The sequence below is a fragment of the Grimontia marina genome (genome assembly GCF_900060185.1).
Classification (GTDB): Bacteria; Pseudomonadota; Gammaproteobacteria; order Enterobacterales; family Vibrionaceae; genus Enterovibrio; species Enterovibrio marinus.
On the sequence record NZ_FIZY01000018.1, the window covers coordinates 16599 to 34327 of the forward strand.

Consider the following 17729-nt stretch of genomic DNA (forward strand, 5'->3'; position numbering starts at 1 on the left):
GCAAATGAGTTCGGTTAGTCATCTCTTGAAAGAGAGGGATGTGACAGAAAAACATCATCAAGAGGAAGAAGAATCAGTTAATTTCGTCGAGGTAATGTCAGGCCTCGCTGTATGTATTTCGCGCTCAGACGCACCTTCAACACCTTGCACTTTCCCTGGGGACAGCGAATACGTTCACTTAAATTGCCTACTACAGGGAGAGTTTAAGGCCCGAGTCCGTAACATCAACATTCATCTGCGGGAAGGTGAGGTCACCATAGGTTTTTCTGATGGCGAAGAGTTTCATATGCCACGGCCAACCGAGTTTTGTAATCTAGCTGTTATGATTACTCCTAAACTCCTTCAGGAAATTGCGGGTGAACAGCTACTCCAGGATAGCTGGTGGAGTGATACTTCTTTCTTCGTTAAAGCTGTTGGAAAAAATCCCAAAATAGTTTCGGCCGCCCTGAATATTGCCACACTAATGAATGAGTCCCCCCAAAGAAAGTTACTACTTCACGCGGCGGTACTTAGCTACATTCATTGGAGTCTCGAAGCCTGTAATGACCCAGTTTGCCATTGCAGTTTCAATAATAGGGAAAAGCATCAGTTAGAAGCAGCCAAGCGTTATTTGTTGAGAGATTTAAGCGAGCCCCCTACGATTGCAGAAATAGCCAGCTTAGTTGGCCTGAACCAATGCAAGTTAAAACGTGGCTTTAAAATCTTATTTAATACAAGTATTTATGCATGCTTCCAACAAGAGCGGATGAAGAAAGCGCTCGAACTATTAAGGCAATCAAACGTCACCGAAACGGCCGTTACCCTTGGCTACAGTAACGTCAGTCATTTCAGTGCCGCCTTCAAGAAACAGTTCAGCATTTTACCTAAAGATGCGCGGAGAGAACTTCTGGCTAATGGAGAAAATAAATCAGCTCTACCATAAACACTGATAAGTAGATATGGCAGTTTATCGCTATGAGCTGTTCTTAAAAAGCAGAAGCGAAGCCAGTTGCGAGCTGAAATTTTCGTTCATCTTATTGGCTAGCCCGATAAAAAGCACCTCATGAACTGAGGTGCTTTAGGTGTTGAATTTGATCCCATGTAGAAACAACATTAAAGGATGTCTTTAGGCACAATTCTGCGCAGCTTTACCTTTAATTGTTTAGATGTCGACACCGTATCGTCCGGGTTGAATTCTTCGGTAATCCTCCAAGCATTCTCAGGTTCTAACTCTACTTCCATCGCTCGGCGAACATTCTCTGTGATTGGCGCAGAACTTATGATGGTAATGCTCTCGGTATTCAGATTTGCGCTTCTTGGGTCAAGGTTGTAGGTGCCAATGACAGTCGTATGATTATCGATAGTCATGGTCTTTGCATGAAGTCCAAAGATGGGTTGGGAAGGTAACCGCTTAACCATATGCTCTGTCATCACCCGCTGTCTTACCTTCGCATCAGGTTTAAATTCGTAGATCTCGACACCGGTATCCAGCAGTGCTTTTCGGTCTCTTTGATAACCGCTAAACGCCTCCAAGTTGTCATTAGATGCAAGGCTGTTAGTGAGGATTTTTATCGAGATACCGCGTCCGACAAGCTCCTTTAAAAATACCCTGTCACGCGCTGTTGTTACTAAATACGGGGTTTGGATAAGAATGCTGTCTTTTGCACTGTCAGCGAGTTCAACCAGTTTATCCTGAGTAATACTGCCACCACTAAGGAACGCACGCTTATCATTCTTGCCCGGTTTATCGTATACATATTCCACATCTTCAATAAACCGAAACTTACCTTGCTTTTCGAGATGGCGAAATGTCTCAGGCACTTTCTCGATTTCAGCGCGAATTTCAGGATTAAAGTTTTCGGGGTTGCATGCATAAGCATGTAGACGAGAGAAATCAGGGTTGGTGGAGAAAGCGTCTTCAGGGAAAAGCTTCTCAACGCTAACGCTTAAATCATGTTGCCAATATTCTTCAAAAGAGGTTGTCAGCGACTTAACTTCTTTGCCTGCCAAGAATACGTCTCTGTCTCTGAAGTTATAGGCATGATCGAAGCCAAAATATTCGTCGGCGATATTGCGCCCGCCAGTAATGGCCACTTGATTATCCACCACAAAAATTTTGTTGTGCATTCTTTGGTTCAAACCATGGAAATCGGTCAGCAGTACTTTGATTTTTTCGGCGAGGTTTTTTCCGATATTCACATTGGGGTTGTATATCTTGATCTCTATGTTTTCATGACCGGCCAGAATAAGCAGTTCGTCACCGCGGGCTTCTATCATAAGGTCATCGACAAGAACACGGACTTTTACGCCTCGCTCAGCCGCTTTAACCAGCATATCACTCGCAATCAGCCCTATGTTGTCCACGGAAAAGATAAAGTACTGAATATCTATCGATTTCTCTGCGCTTTCGGTCAGCCAAGCCCGCGACATCATAGCTTCAGCGCCCTGCTCGAGAACATAAACGCCAGTTTTAGCGCTAAGTTCATCTTCGTAAGGTGCTAAGTAGGATGAGAGGGGTTGACGCTCTATCTTGGATTGCCCATCACAATGGTTTTTCTGAGACAGTGGCACGCTATCTGGTGGAGTATCGCAGCCTAAGAGTAGGAAGGATAACGAAAGCATACTGATTTTAATCGAGGAGATTGCCAACTGATTCTATGTCCATTTAGTCTGATTCTTAACCACTTATTGAACATACACAAAGGGGTGGTTGTTGTCACTTCTTGCCACTTCAATAACGCACTGACCTTAAGCAACTTTTGTACAGCGTCTCGGCCTTTACTCTTTTGGTGATGCTAGGGGCTGTTGACTGGGTGTTTTTCTTTAAGCCGCCCATGCGGGAAAAGTGATGATAGCGAAACAGACAAATAAAGTTCCCAAAGATTTTTGTTTTTAATTTAGAGAAAAAGCACTACTATGGCGGCGTTTTGGGGAGTAGTCACTTCGTCGCGCTGTCGTCATCCCGTAGCTTATTGCTTCCGGCACGCGAGAACATTCACACAGAGTGTTTTGACAAGACCAACGCACACACTTGCTTTAACTTTCGTTTTTAGCTGTGCGGTTGGTTAGGCGATCCCCCTCTCCTGCAACCTCCGCATGCTGGAGGTACCATGTTCCTAAGCGAACTTTTCTCAGGTTATGAAGGCCTGTTAGTTCTCACACTTCTGATGCTCGGCATCGACTTGCTACTGACCCGCGGAAAAATCAGTTTCCGTAGTGCTGCTGTGTGGAGTGTTTTCTGGTTTGCGCTGGCGTTTGCCTTCGCTGCAGCGATTTATTTTTTCTGGCCGTACATGGCACCAAGCAGTGGCTTAACCAATGGTGAAGCGGCGACGTCATTTGTCACCGGTTACCTGCTTGAAAAGTCACTCAGTGTCGACAACCTGTTTGTCTTTGCGCTGATCTTTGCCCAATTCAAAGTGCCAGAGAAAAATGTTCCCCGCATTCTGATGTTGGGAATTGTGGGCGCCCTTATCCTTCGCGGTATTATGATATCACTGGGCGCGCCGTTGATTGCCCAGTTCCACGTCATTTTGTATCTGTTCGGTTTCTTCCTGATCTGGACCGGCGTACAAATGTGGCGTCAGCATGGTGAAGATAACGAGTCGTTCTCAGACAGCTTTGCGGTACGGTTGGTAAAACGCTTCCTGCGTGTTAGCCCGGATTACCATGGCAATAAGCTGTTCATCCGCGATGCGGTGGGTATCCTTGCTACCCCAATGCTGGTAGTGGTGATGGTGATTGCCATGACCGACGTGATGTTCGCACTGGATTCTATCCCTGCGATTTTCGCTGTAACTCAAGAACCCTACCTGGTACTGGCAGCTAACGTATTCGCTCTGCTAGGCCTTCGCTCTCTTTACTTTGTGCTGGGCGGTATGCTGAACAAGTTTGCTTATCTGCACCATACGCTGGCATTCATGCTGTGCTTTATCGGTGTAAAAATGCTGCTTATTGACACGCCGTTCGCTATCGCAACGCCCGTGTCTCTGGGTGTGATTGTCAGCTCACTGGCGATTGGTATTGGTGCATCTATCTGGAAACAACGTCAGGTAGAAAAATTGGCACACTAACAATCAAAACAAGGCACTCTCAAGGTGCCTTATTTCTATAAGTCAGTTTGTTAAAGCTTACCGAGATAGTCTCCGAGCAAACCACAACCTATGCCAAACATAGCGCTCGCGAATGTCCCTAGCATCACATATTCTGTGAACATCCTACTTCCATGATCTTTCAGATCCCCAAACCGAAAAACCGACTTGGCAGCTAATACCAAAGCGACCCCGGGCAATTGACCCCAAAGCACAAAAGTCACAATCAGTGTCCGTTCAAAATAGCCAATGAAGGTACCTGCTTCCTTCAATGGGCGGTTTGAAGCTGCATCTTCGGTTGCGGTTAGTTCTTGTGCCCAATTCTGCAAAATCAAAGCAATGGCTGAAGAAGACGGTTTGAGAGCAAGCAGATAAGCCAAGGTCCAACATAGCAAAGTCTGCCATTTGACGGACACCATTGCTTCCCATGCAATATGCCGCTGATCAGGATTCACAGCAAAAGCAGTAATAAGTGAAATAAGAACAATATGCAGGGTAAACTTGAGCAACATACCGCGAAGCCTTTCAGCAGGCATGGTCATACAGTAGCTGAGCACCAGATATTGGACAGCTAACGCGAACGTCGCGATGAAAACGGTCAGGATTGATGCTACCACAGCAGTGAATGCGACAAACGCTAAGCCTGCCTGCAATACAGTCACCAGAAATAACCCTTTCCGCTTGGATTCCATGATTGGGAAAAGATAAAACTCAGAGAATATGTGGATGACCACCAGAACGAGTATTAAGGTCAGCAAAACATTCCATTCCTTTGATATCTAATCAGCCTGTCAGCATACCATCTGAGTGTTTCGTCAATACGTACATAATTGGCACGGTTGATAATTCTTGTGAATGCACTTCGACTTACACCGAAATTCTCAGCCAGTTCAGCATGCTGCTTTGATGGATTATCGAGCCAGAGTAATAAAGCTCGTGCCATTTTCGCCGTCATTTGGCTCAAATGATCATCAAGAAAAGACAAGACGATTTTCACATCGCTGGTGAAAGGTTCACTGTCCGCAGAAAAGGCCAATCTGGTACTTTTCATCGCATCCAAATTTCTGCCTGACAGCGTAAATGCCTCGGAGTTATTCGATATACGAACGGGTAGCTCTCGCTCGGTGGCTTCTGCTACAGACAATGACAATCTGGCATCCTGTCCCAGCGATAACAAGGAAAGTCTTAGTATGATTGCCATCTTCACCAGTGATGCAGGCTCAACCGTGTATATTTGAAATGCGTCACCCCGGTAGATTTCGCCTTTCGCGGATTCTCCAAATACAGAAAAGCACTGTTCAATCGCTTCTATGCATCGGCGACGCAGTGTTTCTTCCATTTCTGTTGAACCGACTAAATCCCCGGTGATCACGCCAGCTATACTGATGCTCATGCAACCTCCAAGTTACATAAATAAGTAACATAACTAAATGTTACGCCTTTGTGTAACTTTGTCAAAGGTTACGCTGTTTTATCGCGTAATGGCTCTTCTTCTGAGCTTTCTAATTGGTCGTATAACGCCTGAAAGCTCTCGGATAGCTTGTGTTTAGGCGCAAAATGCATGAGTGGCTTTTGGTGGTAATGCGACTCTTTCATTTTGACCGATTGCGGAATAAAAGGCTCCAGCAACGGCAAACCTAACTCTCTCACATTCTCGATGATTTGCCCTGGGAACTTCGCCTGCGCGTTGAACATGTTGACCACCACCCCTTCCAGCATCAGCTTGCGGTTGTGATCATCACGCAGCTCGGCAAGGTTGTCCATCAAGGTCAACAGTGCCTGGTGGGAGAAGCTATCGCAATCAAATGGGATCAGCAGTTTATGGGCGGCAATCAGGCCCGCTTTACTGTAGAAATTGAGATTGGGTGGCGTATCGATATAAATGCGATCATATTCTTTTTCGAGCTCATCTAACGCATCACGTAGTTTGTAAATCTTGTATCGCCGCTCCAGCTCAGGCTCTAAGGTAGCAAGCCTCGGGCTTGAAGGAATGATATCGAGGTTTTCGTAAGCTGTTGCTTGGGGAAAGTTTTTGATTGGGGTTGATACAGAAAACCAGGAAACAGTTTGGTCGAGAAGATCAGCTATCGTTCTATCGTTCTTCGCGTTGATATCAACACCCAGATAGTGGCTGCTGTTACCCTGAATATCGAGGTCAATAAGCAGAGTTTTCTTGCCACTTGCCGCACTTAACGCTGCAAGGTTAACCGAAATACTGGACTTACCTACACCGCCCTTCTGATTGAAGATGATTCTTCGCATCGTTTTCCCTTCCAATGGTTTGAAACAGCACGACTACGAACTGTGCATACTCAACCAGTAGCTTAACAAGACCAGCAAAAGAAAAAGTGAAGATGTGTCTCGAATATACCCAGAAACAGCGGACGGCAGACACATAGTGAATGGTGAATGGTGAATGGTGAATACGAAACTATCGAATTCAGATATCTGACAACCCTGAATATTTGCCCAAGACCTACCTTGCACTAAACAAAGCAATAACAAAGAAAGGCTCTAATTTTCAAAAGGTTTGGGATATTTGGGAAAATCTTCAAATGTGAGAGAGACATACAGTGCTTGCATGAATCCTAAGTGCCATACTACCTAATCAATAATTATTACGTTGGAGAGACCTTCATGATCCCCCGTTGGCGTACCGCATCAACTTTGCCTTTATTACTCCTTCTTTTTTCGTCTTCACTTGCCAGCTTTGCAAGCGCTGAAACAGCCTCTCTCTCCACTGAGACAGCAAGTGCAGCCAGTCAGTGGGAATCTAAAGTCAACAATCTAAATAGTGAACTCAGTGATCTTGTTGAGCTACAAGCCAAAGCCAGTGGCGAAGATAAGTTGGCACTGCAACTTCAAATGTTTCAGAAGAATGAGGAGTTGCGTTCAATCATCGCCAGCGGCGTAGAAAATGACAGCTTTGACCGACCATTTCTGATCAAAGAAATCAAACAGCAACAGAGTTACGCGGAGCAAGGGGTAAAATACCTAATAGAACGTACTTCCAAACTTTCCGCACAACTGAGCGAAGCAAAAAGCGAGGACAAGTTCGCCATTCTGTCAGAATACGAAGAATCCCGTAAATACCTCGACAGCATGTACGAAGAGCAAGCACAGAACATCGACTGGCTGAAAATACTCAATGCTATCGACCCGGCGGCAGAAGAGGCTTTTAAAAAAGAAATTAGCCGTCGAACCGAGCAAATTGCTGCCAACGTCGAATACCTTCGCCAACAACTGAGCGTGGATGAAGCCCAATTGAAAGTCGCGCCGGAATCTGAAAAAGCCGCAATACAGCTCAGGCAGCTCATCACCCAACGTCGTATGGCGATCACCACCCACAGTCTTTCTGTGATGATTGACCTTTCAGACAGAGTCGGCCTTGAAACGGCAGAATACAAACGCCTTTACTTTGAAGCGACCGGCAGTGTGACGCAGGATTTGCTGAGTGGTGACGTACTTCTATCGATCGTTAAGACCTGGTCAAGCAAGTTCTGGAATTGGTTTGTTGAAAATGCGCCACAACATATTTTCCAGCTCTTCGTCTTTTTGATCATTCTGCTTATTGCCCGACAAATCGCGAACCTGACGCGCAAAGTTGTGAAGAAAGCAGTGGCGGCGAAGAACCTCAAGTTCTCGGTATTAATGCAGGACTTTTTCATCTCTATGTCCGCTAAAGCCGTTTGGTTTATTGGTATTCTGATCGCCCTATCCCAGATTGGTCTGAACCTTACACCTATTCTAACGGGTTTTGGTATCGCTGGTGTTATCGTCGGTTTCGCTCTGCAAGATACACTCTCTAACTTCGCAGCAGGCATGATGCTTTTGATTTATCGCCCGTTTGATGTCGGGGATTTTGTTCAGGCTGGTGGCGTTGAGGGTAAGGTGAGCCATATGAGCTTGGTAAACACCACCATCAAAACCTTTGATAACCAAATCATTATTGTGCCAAACAGCAAGATCTGGGGCGACGTGATTAAAAACGTGACCCATGAAAGGGTTCGACGTGTCGATATGGTTTTCGGCGTTAGCTACAGTGATGACGTGGAATATGTAGAAAAGGTACTGACTGACATTATTAGCAACCATCCTGCTGTTCTGCGTGCACCCGAGCCGATGATTAAATTACACGTACTCAACAGTTCTTCTGTTGATTTTATCGTTCGCCCTTGGGTCAAGACCGATGACTATTGGGATGTTTACTGGGATGTGACGAGAGAAGTGAAAATACGCTTCGACAATGAAGGTATTTCTATCCCTTTCCCACAACAGGATGTGCACCTTCATATGGCATCAGGTCAATTGCCCTCACCAGCAGAAAAAGAAGCCTAAAACGAGAAAGCGCCTCAATCGAGGCGCTTTCAGATTCTATCTGGATTTTACAAACAAACCCTTAAGCCATTTGTATATAAGAATCAGGCTGTAGTACGGATTGGTTGAAGCGTTATATTCCTCTAGCGCATGGATGTAATTCGATTTGTACTTCTCTACCGCTTCATGAGCTGAATCTGCATATATCGAGTCATCTTCTACTTCATATCCCTGAGCCAGCAAAGCATCCTTTTCTACCAGGAAGGTGTTTGAAGCCATATCCAAATAGGTAAACTTTTGTCTGTTGGAATTTGGAATGGTGAAGAACTGATATTTGTTAGCCATTAACGTCCCCTAAATTGATTAATAGGCGGCGAAATCGCGTTGCTCAGTTAACTGCACGTCCTGTGCTTAGGAACGAAACCCAGTCATCACGATTTCTGCTTTTTGCAGCTTCAACGGCTTTGCGAACATCGTAATCAATTCGCTTGTGGTTCACGCTCCAACTTCTCCCACTTCCCTCTACGATCGCGTAAGAGGCATGATGGCTAAAGTTTTCCATCGCATGAACCCAAGGTTCGTCATCCTTGTAGGCAGGAAGTCCCACACTGCCAGGATTAACAATGAGTTGATTGCTGCGCGTCGAAACTGATCTAGCTAAATGGGTATGACCGCAACAAATTAGGTGGCTTGGATTGCCCGCCAGTAACGCCATAATGTCATCGTTACTTCTCAATACGGGACTTCCACTTGACGCGTCTTCCAACAGGTACACCAAATCGTTTTCCGGTGTGCCGTGGCAGAAAAATATATCCTCATTAAATTGTATGGTAGGTGGCAGTGACTTCATCCAGTCAAGGGGCGCTGTACCGAGATCATCCAGAATAAACTGCATCGTCGGGTTTGAAGCTATCTCCGCTTCCTGCGCCTCATAAATCTGTCTGTCCTGATTGCCACGAATGGTGACAATTTCATTCTGCATCAATAGATTAAACGTATCACGAGGGGCGATAGGTCCGTACAAGATATCACCAAGATTGACGATTACATCAACACATTCTCGACGAATATCACGCAACACTGCATCCAATGCAAAAACGTTGCTGTGAATGTCCGAAAGCAAAGCTAAACGCATTGGCACATCCTTATATCTAGCGGTCAGCGGGATGGTGTACACCGTCGTTGGTGACAACATCACCCAAATCAAAGGGATTAACCCCTTCCAAGCAACCCACATTGTAGCCATATTCTGAAGGATCTGAGCGACGCTGGTGGTGTGTGTAAATACCACACTCTGAACAAAAATAGTGTTTTGCTGTGTGGGTGTTGAACGTATACAGTTTGAGGAGCTCCTGCCCTTTGACGATGTTAATGCCATCCAATTTAACAGAAGCCACCACGGCCCCTTTTCTGCGGCAAATTGAACAGTCACAACGGCGAGGCTTTTCAATACCATTTGGCAAGAAAAGTTCTAACTCCACCCCACCACAGTGACAAGTAAGTTTATGCTTTTCTTTTATTTCTGTAGGGCCAACTTTACGAATCATACTCACCTCATCATCCATGGCATTAAGGTCAACTGATTTGACGCGTTTTATTCAACTGCATTGATTCTAAAAATAACAGAGGGTTGAGCGTTAAACGCCACTCAACTCCCAAATCAGTTATTTCTCCGAGGCGCTAACACTTTGAACAATTGCCATCCCGACGTTCGTACTCCAGCAGATTGCCTTGGCTGTCCAACGAGAACTTGCAGCACTGATTGAATAAGCCCATCAAGTTCTGCCGACTTTTCTTTAACCGCGACTTTAACGTTGAATAATTAATATCGTGAGTTTCCGCGTAATCTTTCTGGCTTACGCCGTCTATCTCAATCGCCTTTAGCAATTCAGCCTCACTCTCAGACAAACCATGTAAAAATGGGAGAATACATTTGGTAAGATCTTGGACAACAGAAGGCGACTCTTCATCCAGCCAGAGTTCGTTACCGACCTCATCACTATCATTGCTGTCGAACCTTTTTCTCCGATAGAAATCGATGATGGCATTGTTCGCTATCTGAAACAGCCAAGGCTTTAACTTACTGCGCTCATGCAATGAAGGCAGGCTGGTATACGTCTTCACCAGTATGTCCTGCAGCAAATCCTCCGCATCGTCCGGATTGCTGACTTTGCTACGAATAAAGGCTTTAAGACTTGTCTGATACTCAGACCAAATAGCTTCTGTTGTCATTGCTCACTCTTAAATAAACGGAAATTGACTGATGGAATGTCTCCCACCAGCCAAGTGTATTTCTTTTTAAAGTTAAATCGCTTAACCGCAGCAGCTTGACGATCCGCACTGACTAGCCGCCACATCTTTACCTTCACCAAGATAGGTGTTTTTAAGGTAGAAATCGCTGAATCGTTCAACAAAGTCCGATGATACTGACTTCACGGCATAACCTGTTTCTAAAACAGCGTGCTGCCATGCCTGCATCTTTGGCAGACCACATAGGAAGTCATATCCGGCCTTTTCTTTAATAATCGCAGCGCGATGCAAGAGCGGTAACCAAGCAACATCAACTTTGCCTAGCGTGTTTGAGTCAAAGAATCGCGTGTCACCTGTCAGTTGCTTCTCAGCTTTCTGGAAAACCAATTGTAACTTACTTGCCCTTTCATCAAAGGTCGCTTTATCTTTGCTGCTCATGGTGCCGCACTGCATCAGGTAGTGTTTGGTACCCAGATAGCTCCATGCGCGCTGCACCGCTTTATCTTCGTTACTCAACTTGTCTTGCAAAGGTCCGAATTCATCTTCGATGTATTCAACGATGGCATCAGACTCGAACAAAGCCACACCACTATCGGTGATAAGCAAAGGAACCTGTCCATTTGGGGAGATTTCCAAAAACCAGCCAGGTTTATCCTTTAGGCTGATATATTCAATCTCATAGGGGATTTCCTTAGCTTCCAGCAACGCAGTTACACGTTGAACGAAAGGGCAGATTTTAAAACTAACTACTTTAATCATCAGAATGCTTCTTCTATTAGGGACTTTACCTATAAGACGAAGCTGAAAAGAAAAAGACGAAGATTTCGCAAAACTTTTTTAAAGTCTCTATTTGTTATCAGATTAAAGAAGTGACTTCGTTACTCTCTTTTAACAAACTTTGCTAAAATGCTCTTATTATAAAACCCAAATATATAAATGGAGTTTCATGTCTCAAGCCTTGCCTAAAAATCGCACTGAATGGCTGATTTTCTTTCGTCGTGCAAAATCTATCGACACATTGGATTTGATGCTGGATGGTGCGTTAAAAAAACTAAAAACGCCTGCAGAACAGGCTGATGCAATCCTTGGCCACGAGGCCAGACTGGATGAACTAGAAGGGATTCGTAAAGCGATTTAAGAAAGAAGGCACAATGGTTTTCATTATGCCTTTTAATGTGTTTAGGCTGATTGATTAAATTTTTCAGACTCTTCTGGCTCTAAAGGTTTGACTGGCGCAGGTTCAGTTTGTTCAGGTTCAAGCATTTCTTCGGCTTTCTTTTCTGCTTCCTCGACCAGTTCGCTGCCTTTCTCTTTGCCTTTATTCCACAGCTCAGAGCTTTTTTCTTTCGCGCTGTCCCAGAGGTCACTGCTTCCTTCTTCAGCACCGTTCAGTAATTCTTCGCTTTTTTCCTTGGTGGCGTCCCAAGCGCTTTTACCTGCTTCTTTGGCTGAGCCCCAAGCTTCACTTGCCGATTCTTTTGCTTTATCCCAGCTGCTTTCTTCTTCCGCACTTGCCGCGAAAGGCAATACAAGCAATAACGACAGCACCAGCGTTTTTAATGGATTCATCATGATCTCCCTTGATGATTGCTTAGCATTTCAGTCTATACCCGCTGCTAAGCCAGTATATTAAAGACAACCTGAATCGAGTTACAAGTCACCCTAACAAATATATAAAACAGTGTTCAATATTTAGAGAAAGAAAAACCGCCTTTAAATGTGCGTAAAGGCGGTGAAGGTTTGACAAGGAGAATGTCAAATTATCAGGTTCAGTTGACACTAGGGTCTGGAGATCACAAGGGTTAGTCTTTATTTTTCATGTCCCGTTTGGGGTGGCCATCATATGTCCAGAGAAGATCACGTGGGATCGGGCCTTTGTTGCGGCCACCTTGCTGAGTTTGTTCCCAGGCATGTGCCAAAATTCCTACTGATCGGGAAAGACAAAATAACCCTCTGGCCAACTCGGCGGGTATACCTAATTCGCCATAGATAACCGCTGTCGCACCATCTATGTTCATTGGTATCGCTTTGCCTTTTTCTTTCAGAAGTTGTTTTTCCACCTGTAAAGCGATGGAATGAAAACGCCCTTCAACGATGCCATCAGCTTTAGCTTCAGCAACCAGTTCCATCAACCTCGGCGCTCTGGGGTCGACAGGATGGAAACGATGCCCAAAACCGGGAATGAACTTGCCATGCAATTCACGTTGTTTTGCCAAACCTTCGATCACAGCTTCTTCTATCGACAAACTTTTAGACACAGCAATTTCATTCACCATCTGGTAGAAGGTCACAGCCTGTTCTCCCGCTCCGCCATGAACATCACCCAGTACATTTACCGCAGATGCCATTGCATTATTCAGCCCAACACCACAGGTTGAAGCCATGCGGGCAATAGCGATACTTGGCGCTTGAGGTCCATGATCTACCGCTGACATCAAGGCTGCATCCAACAACTTGGCCTTTTCCGGTGAAGGTAGTTCACCTTGCGTCATCAACCAGATCATTTGTGTGAAGCTGACGTTACCAATCAAGGATTCAATCGGATAACCGTAGTAGCTGATTTCACCCGGTTTCATGTCAATGATGTCTGTTCGCCACCAGTCTGCCACTGCTTTCTCTGGCCCGGATTCAGGGCGTCGAATACTCATACCACGCCCTTCTCTTTCAGTTGTTCAATATCACTCGCTTTATAACCAAGCTCAGAAAGGATCATATCGCTGTGTTCACTCAAAACAGGTGGTGGCATATCGACTTCGGGTCGCTTTCCATCAACAAGGAAACCTGGGCGAGCGATATGGACATCGCCTTTTGTTCCTTCAACATCCTCAAATACTGCTTCAAATTCGCGTAACTTCACTTGCGGAAGATCCAGCGCTTCCGGCACCGTCATCACCCGACCTGCAGGCACTCCCAATTTGTTCAGGGTATCTTCCCAAAACTCGGCGGGATACGCCGAAAACGCAGCTTCTAGAATCTCGGTGAGTGCCGCACGGTTCTGCAACCTAGCCTGACGTTCGGAGAATCTCGGGTCAATTTTAAGTTCGGGTTGATTGATCGCATCGCAGACAGACTCAAACTGCTCCTGTTTGTTGGCCGCGATGTTGATAAGGCCCGTGGCAGTTTTAAATGCACCTGAAGGACTGGCGGTAAAATTGTCGTTCCCTATAGGTTTGGGGTCTTTGTTGGCAACTAAGTAATTCGAAACCACCCAGCCCATGGTCGCCATGGTCGATTCCAGCATGGAGACATCAATGAAACAGCCTTCGCCACTTTGTGCACGTCCTGCCAAGGCAGAAGAAATCGCAAAAGCAGCGGTCAGGCCGCCAATGGTGTCTGCAATCGGGTAACCGACTCGGTAAGGTGCATTTTCCGGCGCGCCGGTAATCGACATCACACCTGACATTCCCTGTATGATTTGGTCATAAGCGGGAAGGTGCTTCATGGGACCTTCAGCACCGTAGCCTGATATTGCACAGTAGATAAGGTTTGGGTTGACAGCTTTCAGCACTTCATAATCCAACCCCAAGCGTTTCATCACTCCGGGGCGAAAGTTTTCCACCAACACATCTGCGGTTTCTACCAGCGATTTCAAAATCGCTTTTCCTTCAGGGTCTTTGAGGTTAAGCGTAATGGAGCGTTTTCCCGTATTTTGCGCCAGAAACGACACACCCATTTTCTTGGCATTGAGGTCAGGATCTGCACCCAATTGTCGGGCGAGATCCCCACTCCCGGGGACCTCGACCTTGATAACATCTGCGCCCATATGTGCCAACTGGTGACAGGCAAAAGGGCCTGCCAACACGTTGGTCAAATCAAGCACACGGAAGCTGGATAAGGTTGTACTCATTTGCTTGTTCCTTATCCGTCACCACGATCAACCTGCACATTCGGGCGTTGGTTTTTCGACGCGCCTATCCCTGCCTTTTCCAGACCTGTGCGGATCACTGGGAGTAGCAGCACAAATACTGAAATACACATGATGGTGAGTGTCAGCGGACGTTCCCATAAGAAGCTCAAGCTGCCATCAGAGATGATCAGTGAGCGACTAAGGTTGTTTTCCATGATGCCGCCCAGAATAAAGCCGAGAAGCATCGGTGCCATTGGGAAGTCCAAAAGACGCAGGAATATCGCCGCAATAGTGATGATAACCATCATATTGATATCGAAGGTGTTAAAGCTGACCAGATACACACCTGTGATCGAGAAGAACAGAATGAGTGGGATCAGTATTGGCCTTGGGATCACCAACAAACGTGAGATATATGGGATCAGCGGCAAATTCAGGATAAGCAGTACAATGTTGCCAAAGTACATCGAGATGATAACCGACCAGAACACGTCTGGATTATCGACGAACAGACGCGGTCCTGGCTGGATGCCGTAAGCAATCAAAGCGCCGAGCATGATTGCCGTGGTACCTGAACCCGGAATACCCAAGGTAAGCAGCGGAACAAATGAACCCGTCGATGCAGCATTGTTTGCTGACTCTGGTGCTGCAAGGCCTCGCAATGCCCCTTTACCAAACTTCTCTTTCAGGCGTTTCGGTGCAAGGTTACGCTCCAGACCATAGGAGAGGAACGAAGCGATAGTCGCTCCAGCACCCGGAAGCACACCAACGATGAAGCCGAAAATAGAAGAACGGGCAACCGTTGGCGCTACCTCTTTCACTTCTTCTTTTGACAGCTTCATGCTGCCTAGCGCAGCCATATCCATGTCAGGCTCTTCTTCTTTATGCTGTCCTTTCAGCACCGTCATCACCACTTCCGCTAGCGCAAAAGTCGCCATTGCCAAAAGTAAGAAGCTAATACCATCAATCAAGTCGATATTGTTGAACGTAAAGCGCGGCGCACCGGTGATAACGTCGGTACCCACGGTCGCAATCATCAGACCGAATACCGTCATTGCCATCGCTTTTAACACCTGACCTTTACCGGCAAACGCAGCGACTGCAGTCAAACCAAGGATCATCAACGCAAAATAGTCTGCTGACTGGAAACTCAAAGAGACTTTTGCAAGTGCCGGTGCTGCAAACAGCAGAATAATTGCACCAATCGTACCGCCAGTGAACGATGAGTACGCAGCCAATGCCAACGCTTTACCAGCCTGTCGCTGTTGAGCAAGTGGGTATCCGTCAAAAGCAGTAACAACGGTACTTGCACAACCTGGTGCGTTAATCAGAATTGAAGATGTAGAGCCGCCAAACACGGCACCGTAATAAACGCCAGCCATCAAGATGATGCCAGACGCAGGGTCCAGACCATAAGTGATCGGGATCATGAGTGCGACTGCAGAAATGGGCCCAAGACCCGGCAGCATGCCGATGAAGGTACCGGCAAAACAGCCTACAACAACCATCATAATGTTAAAAGGCATAGTTGCGGTGCTTAAGCCCGTCGCGATTCCTTCCCACATAGCCTTAACCTCCGAACAACTGGGTAAACGCGCGTCCCGGCGCGAGATAGATGTCTAGCAGCTTTGCCAGTACAAACCAGATACCCACAGCAAACGGTACAGACGCGATGAACAAAGTTCTAGGACGACGCTCACCAAGAATCCAGTAACCGACAACCAGAAAGAAAATGGTAGAAAGCAGGAAGCCGACCCACTCAAGCGCAAAAGCGAACGCAACAATCAGCGCCAGCAGTTTCGCCACCAACAGGAAATCCAGACCCGCGAGAGACAACTTCGCCCCAGCGTCGCTGCGGCCTGTGACCAGCATAAGCACGCCCAAAATGACACCCATGGAAGATAAGGCAATAGGCAAAGTCTGAGCGTGGAAAGGTTCGTATTCGTCACCGGGCAGCATAGGAATTTGACGAGCGTAGTAGCCGTATGCCACTGAAAGAAAGAGAAATATGAGACCACCGATATGGTCTTTAGTGACAACCATGTGACACTCCTTGAACTGCAAAATAAGACGGCAGTATCCGCCTTGAAAAGCGATAAGGCCTTATCCATAGGCCTAAGGGTCATTTGACCAATTGAATCAGGGCTCGGGGAACCGAGCCCTTTTCGTAGAGACTTAGCGCAGGAAGCCAAGCTCTTTCATCAGTGCACCAACTTCTTGCTCCTGACCTTCAAGGAAAGTCACGAACTCAGCACGAGGCTTGAAGATTTCGATCCAACCGTTGCGGTCACGAACTTCAGCCCATTCGTCTGTTGAATACATTTTTTCCAGTACTGCGGCGTATTCATCAGCTTGTGCATCAGACAAACCCGGTGCTGCAAAGAAACCACGCCAGTTAGTGAATTCTGCATCAACGCCAAGTTCTTTCAGGGTTGGCACATCCGCAGCTGCTGAAGAGCGCTCTGGGCCTGTCATTGCTAGAATGCGAACTTCACCCGCATCTTTGAGTGCCAGTGCTTCTGAGAAACCGGTAGACAGCAGTTGTGCTTCACCTGACAGGATGCCTGCCATTGCTTTACCACCTGCATCGTAAGCGACGTATTTCAGTTTCTTCGGATCGCCACCGGCTGCTTTGAATGCTTGAGCAGCAACCAAGTGGTCCATGCTGCCTCGCGCAGAACCACCTGCGATCGCAATAGAACGTGGGTTTTCTTTGTAGTCTGCCAAAACGTCTGCGAAGGTTTTGTATTCGGAACTGGTTGGCACCACAAAAGCGGCATAATCACCAATCGTTGCCGCGATCGGCGTCAGGTCACGAAAAGACTGAGGGAAAACTTTGGAAAGTGAGCGAATAACGATCGGGGTTGAATTCACCATCAGTGTGTTGTCGGCTTGATCAGCAGTTTCAATCAAGTGCGCAATCGCTTTACCACCGCCACCACCGGACAGGTTTTCATAAGAAACAGTCTCAACCAGACCTGCTTTAGACAGTGCTTCACCGGTACCACGTGCAGTACCATCCCAGCCACCACCTGCACCACCAGGGATTAGGAAGTGAATTTCATCTACGGCAGCGTTAGCCAGTCCCGCACTCAGTGCAGATGTGAGCGCCAAAGCTGCAACGATAGAACGTTTTTTGGCGAACAGTTTAGAAATCATAGGTTTTTCCTCGTGTCGTTCCGTCCTTTGGACGAGTTAGATTTTTGCCGAAACTCCGCTCAGAATGGCGTTTAAAGCGCAATGCG

General features: G+C 46.5%; 19 protein-coding genes. 4 read left to right on the plus strand and 15 right to left on the minus strand.

Going from position 1 to position 17729, the window contains the following annotated elements:
- The first annotated feature begins 4 nt into the window (after positions 1–4).
- The gene (locus GMA8713_RS11000; RefSeq protein ID WP_062709286.1) at positions 5–922 is read left to right on the plus strand and encodes a helix-turn-helix transcriptional regulator; all 918 of its coding nucleotides are present in this window, start codon (positions 5–7) and stop codon (positions 920–922) included.
- Between the two features lie 170 nt (positions 923–1092).
- Here the strand turns inward: GMA8713_RS11000 and GMA8713_RS11005 are convergent, their stop codons facing one another.
- Positions 1093–2601 (minus strand): phospholipase D family protein, encoded by a 1509-nt coding sequence (locus tag GMA8713_RS11005; RefSeq protein ID WP_062709289.1) that lies wholly within the window; start codon positions 2599–2601, stop codon positions 1093–1095.
- Between the two features lie 488 nt (positions 2602–3089).
- Between GMA8713_RS11005 and GMA8713_RS11010 the strand changes: the two genes are divergently transcribed.
- Positions 3090–4052, plus strand: coding sequence for a TerC/Alx family metal homeostasis membrane protein (locus GMA8713_RS11010; RefSeq protein ID WP_062709292.1), 963 nt, complete (start codon positions 3090–3092; stop codon positions 4050–4052).
- A 50-nt stretch (positions 4053–4102) separates the two neighbouring features.
- Here the strand turns inward: GMA8713_RS11010 and GMA8713_RS11015 are convergent, their stop codons facing one another.
- The 3 genes from GMA8713_RS11015 to GMA8713_RS11025 all read right to left on the minus strand — a co-directional run bounded on the left by GMA8713_RS11015 (position 4103) and on the right by GMA8713_RS11025 (position 6332).
- The gene (locus GMA8713_RS11015) at positions 4103–4828 is read right to left on the minus strand and encodes a DUF3307 domain-containing protein (RefSeq protein ID WP_084387708.1); all 726 of its coding nucleotides are present in this window, start codon (positions 4826–4828) and stop codon (positions 4103–4105) included.
- The gene (locus tag GMA8713_RS11020) at positions 4822–5463 is read right to left on the minus strand and encodes a hypothetical protein (protein WP_062709299.1); all 642 of its coding nucleotides are present in this window, start codon (positions 5461–5463) and stop codon (positions 4822–4824) included. The genes GMA8713_RS11015 and GMA8713_RS11020 overlap by 7 nt, the downstream gene beginning before the upstream one ends.
- 68 nt (positions 5464–5531) lie before the next feature.
- Positions 5532–6332, minus strand: a complete 801-nt coding sequence (locus GMA8713_RS11025; protein WP_062709302.1) for a ParA family protein — start codon at positions 6330–6332, stop codon at positions 5532–5534.
- A gap of 375 nt (positions 6333–6707) precedes the next feature.
- Here GMA8713_RS11025 and GMA8713_RS11030 point away from each other — a divergent pair, with 375 nt between their 5' ends.
- On the plus strand, positions 6708–8408 hold the full coding sequence (locus GMA8713_RS11030) for a mechanosensitive ion channel family protein (protein ID WP_062709304.1): 1701 nt from the start codon (positions 6708–6710) through the stop codon (positions 8406–8408).
- A gap of 36 nt (positions 8409–8444) precedes the next feature.
- Here GMA8713_RS11030 and GMA8713_RS11035 read toward each other — a convergent pair whose 3' ends face one another.
- The 5 genes from GMA8713_RS11035 to GMA8713_RS11055 form a co-directional block, all read right to left on the minus strand.
- Complete coding sequence (locus GMA8713_RS11035; RefSeq protein WP_062709307.1) at positions 8445–8732, minus strand: hypothetical protein; 288 nt, start codon at positions 8730–8732, stop codon at positions 8445–8447.
- 43 nt (positions 8733–8775) lie between these two features.
- Positions 8776–9522, minus strand: a complete 747-nt coding sequence (locus GMA8713_RS11040; RefSeq protein ID WP_062709310.1) for a metallophosphoesterase family protein — start codon at positions 9520–9522, stop codon at positions 8776–8778.
- A 16-nt stretch (positions 9523–9538) separates the two neighbouring features.
- Complete coding sequence (locus GMA8713_RS11045; RefSeq protein WP_062709313.1) at positions 9539–9934, minus strand: GFA family protein; 396 nt, start codon at positions 9932–9934, stop codon at positions 9539–9541.
- Positions 9935–10067: 133 nt separating this feature from the next.
- Positions 10068–10619, minus strand: coding sequence for an RNA polymerase sigma factor SigZ (gene sigZ, locus GMA8713_RS11050; RefSeq protein WP_062709317.1), 552 nt, complete (start codon positions 10617–10619; stop codon positions 10068–10070).
- Positions 10620–10700: 81 nt separating this feature from the next.
- Entirely contained in the window at positions 10701–11396 is a 696-nt protein-coding gene (locus GMA8713_RS11055; protein WP_062709320.1) for a glutathione S-transferase family protein, read from the minus strand.
- A 187-nt stretch (positions 11397–11583) separates the two neighbouring features.
- Here GMA8713_RS11055 and GMA8713_RS11060 point away from each other — a divergent pair, with 187 nt between their 5' ends.
- Positions 11584–11775 carry a hypothetical protein gene (locus GMA8713_RS11060; RefSeq protein ID WP_062709323.1) on the plus strand — a complete coding sequence of 64 codons (192 nt, stop codon included), beginning with the start codon at positions 11584–11586 and terminating at the stop codon, positions 11773–11775.
- A 41-nt stretch (positions 11776–11816) separates the two neighbouring features.
- On the opposite strand, the gene GMA8713_RS11065 is transcribed toward GMA8713_RS11060, so the two are convergent.
- The 6 genes from GMA8713_RS11065 to GMA8713_RS11090 form a co-directional block, all read right to left on the minus strand.
- A complete protein-coding gene (locus GMA8713_RS11065) occupies positions 11817–12206 on the minus strand; it encodes a hypothetical protein (protein WP_062661732.1) in 390 nt (129 codons plus the stop codon).
- Positions 12207–12439: 233 nt separating this feature from the next.
- Positions 12440–13285 (minus strand): citryl-CoA lyase, encoded by an 846-nt coding sequence (locus tag GMA8713_RS11070; protein ID WP_062709326.1) that lies wholly within the window; start codon positions 13283–13285, stop codon positions 12440–12442.
- Complete coding sequence (locus GMA8713_RS11075; protein WP_062709329.1) at positions 13282–14484, minus strand: CaiB/BaiF CoA transferase family protein; 1203 nt, start codon at positions 14482–14484, stop codon at positions 13282–13284. The genes GMA8713_RS11070 and GMA8713_RS11075 overlap by 4 nt, the downstream gene beginning before the upstream one ends.
- Before the next feature lie 11 nt (positions 14485–14495).
- Positions 14496–16049: a tripartite tricarboxylate transporter permease gene (locus tag GMA8713_RS11080; protein WP_062709333.1), complete on the minus strand. Its 1554-nt coding sequence runs from the start codon at positions 16047–16049 to the stop codon at positions 14496–14498.
- Between the two features lie 4 nt (positions 16050–16053).
- Entirely contained in the window at positions 16054–16527 is a 474-nt protein-coding gene (locus GMA8713_RS11085; protein ID WP_062709334.1) for a tripartite tricarboxylate transporter TctB family protein, read from the minus strand.
- A gap of 132 nt (positions 16528–16659) precedes the next feature.
- A complete protein-coding gene (locus GMA8713_RS11090) occupies positions 16660–17631 on the minus strand; it encodes a tripartite tricarboxylate transporter substrate binding protein (RefSeq protein WP_422615198.1) in 972 nt (323 codons plus the stop codon).
- Between the last annotated feature and the right edge of the window lie 98 nt (positions 17632–17729).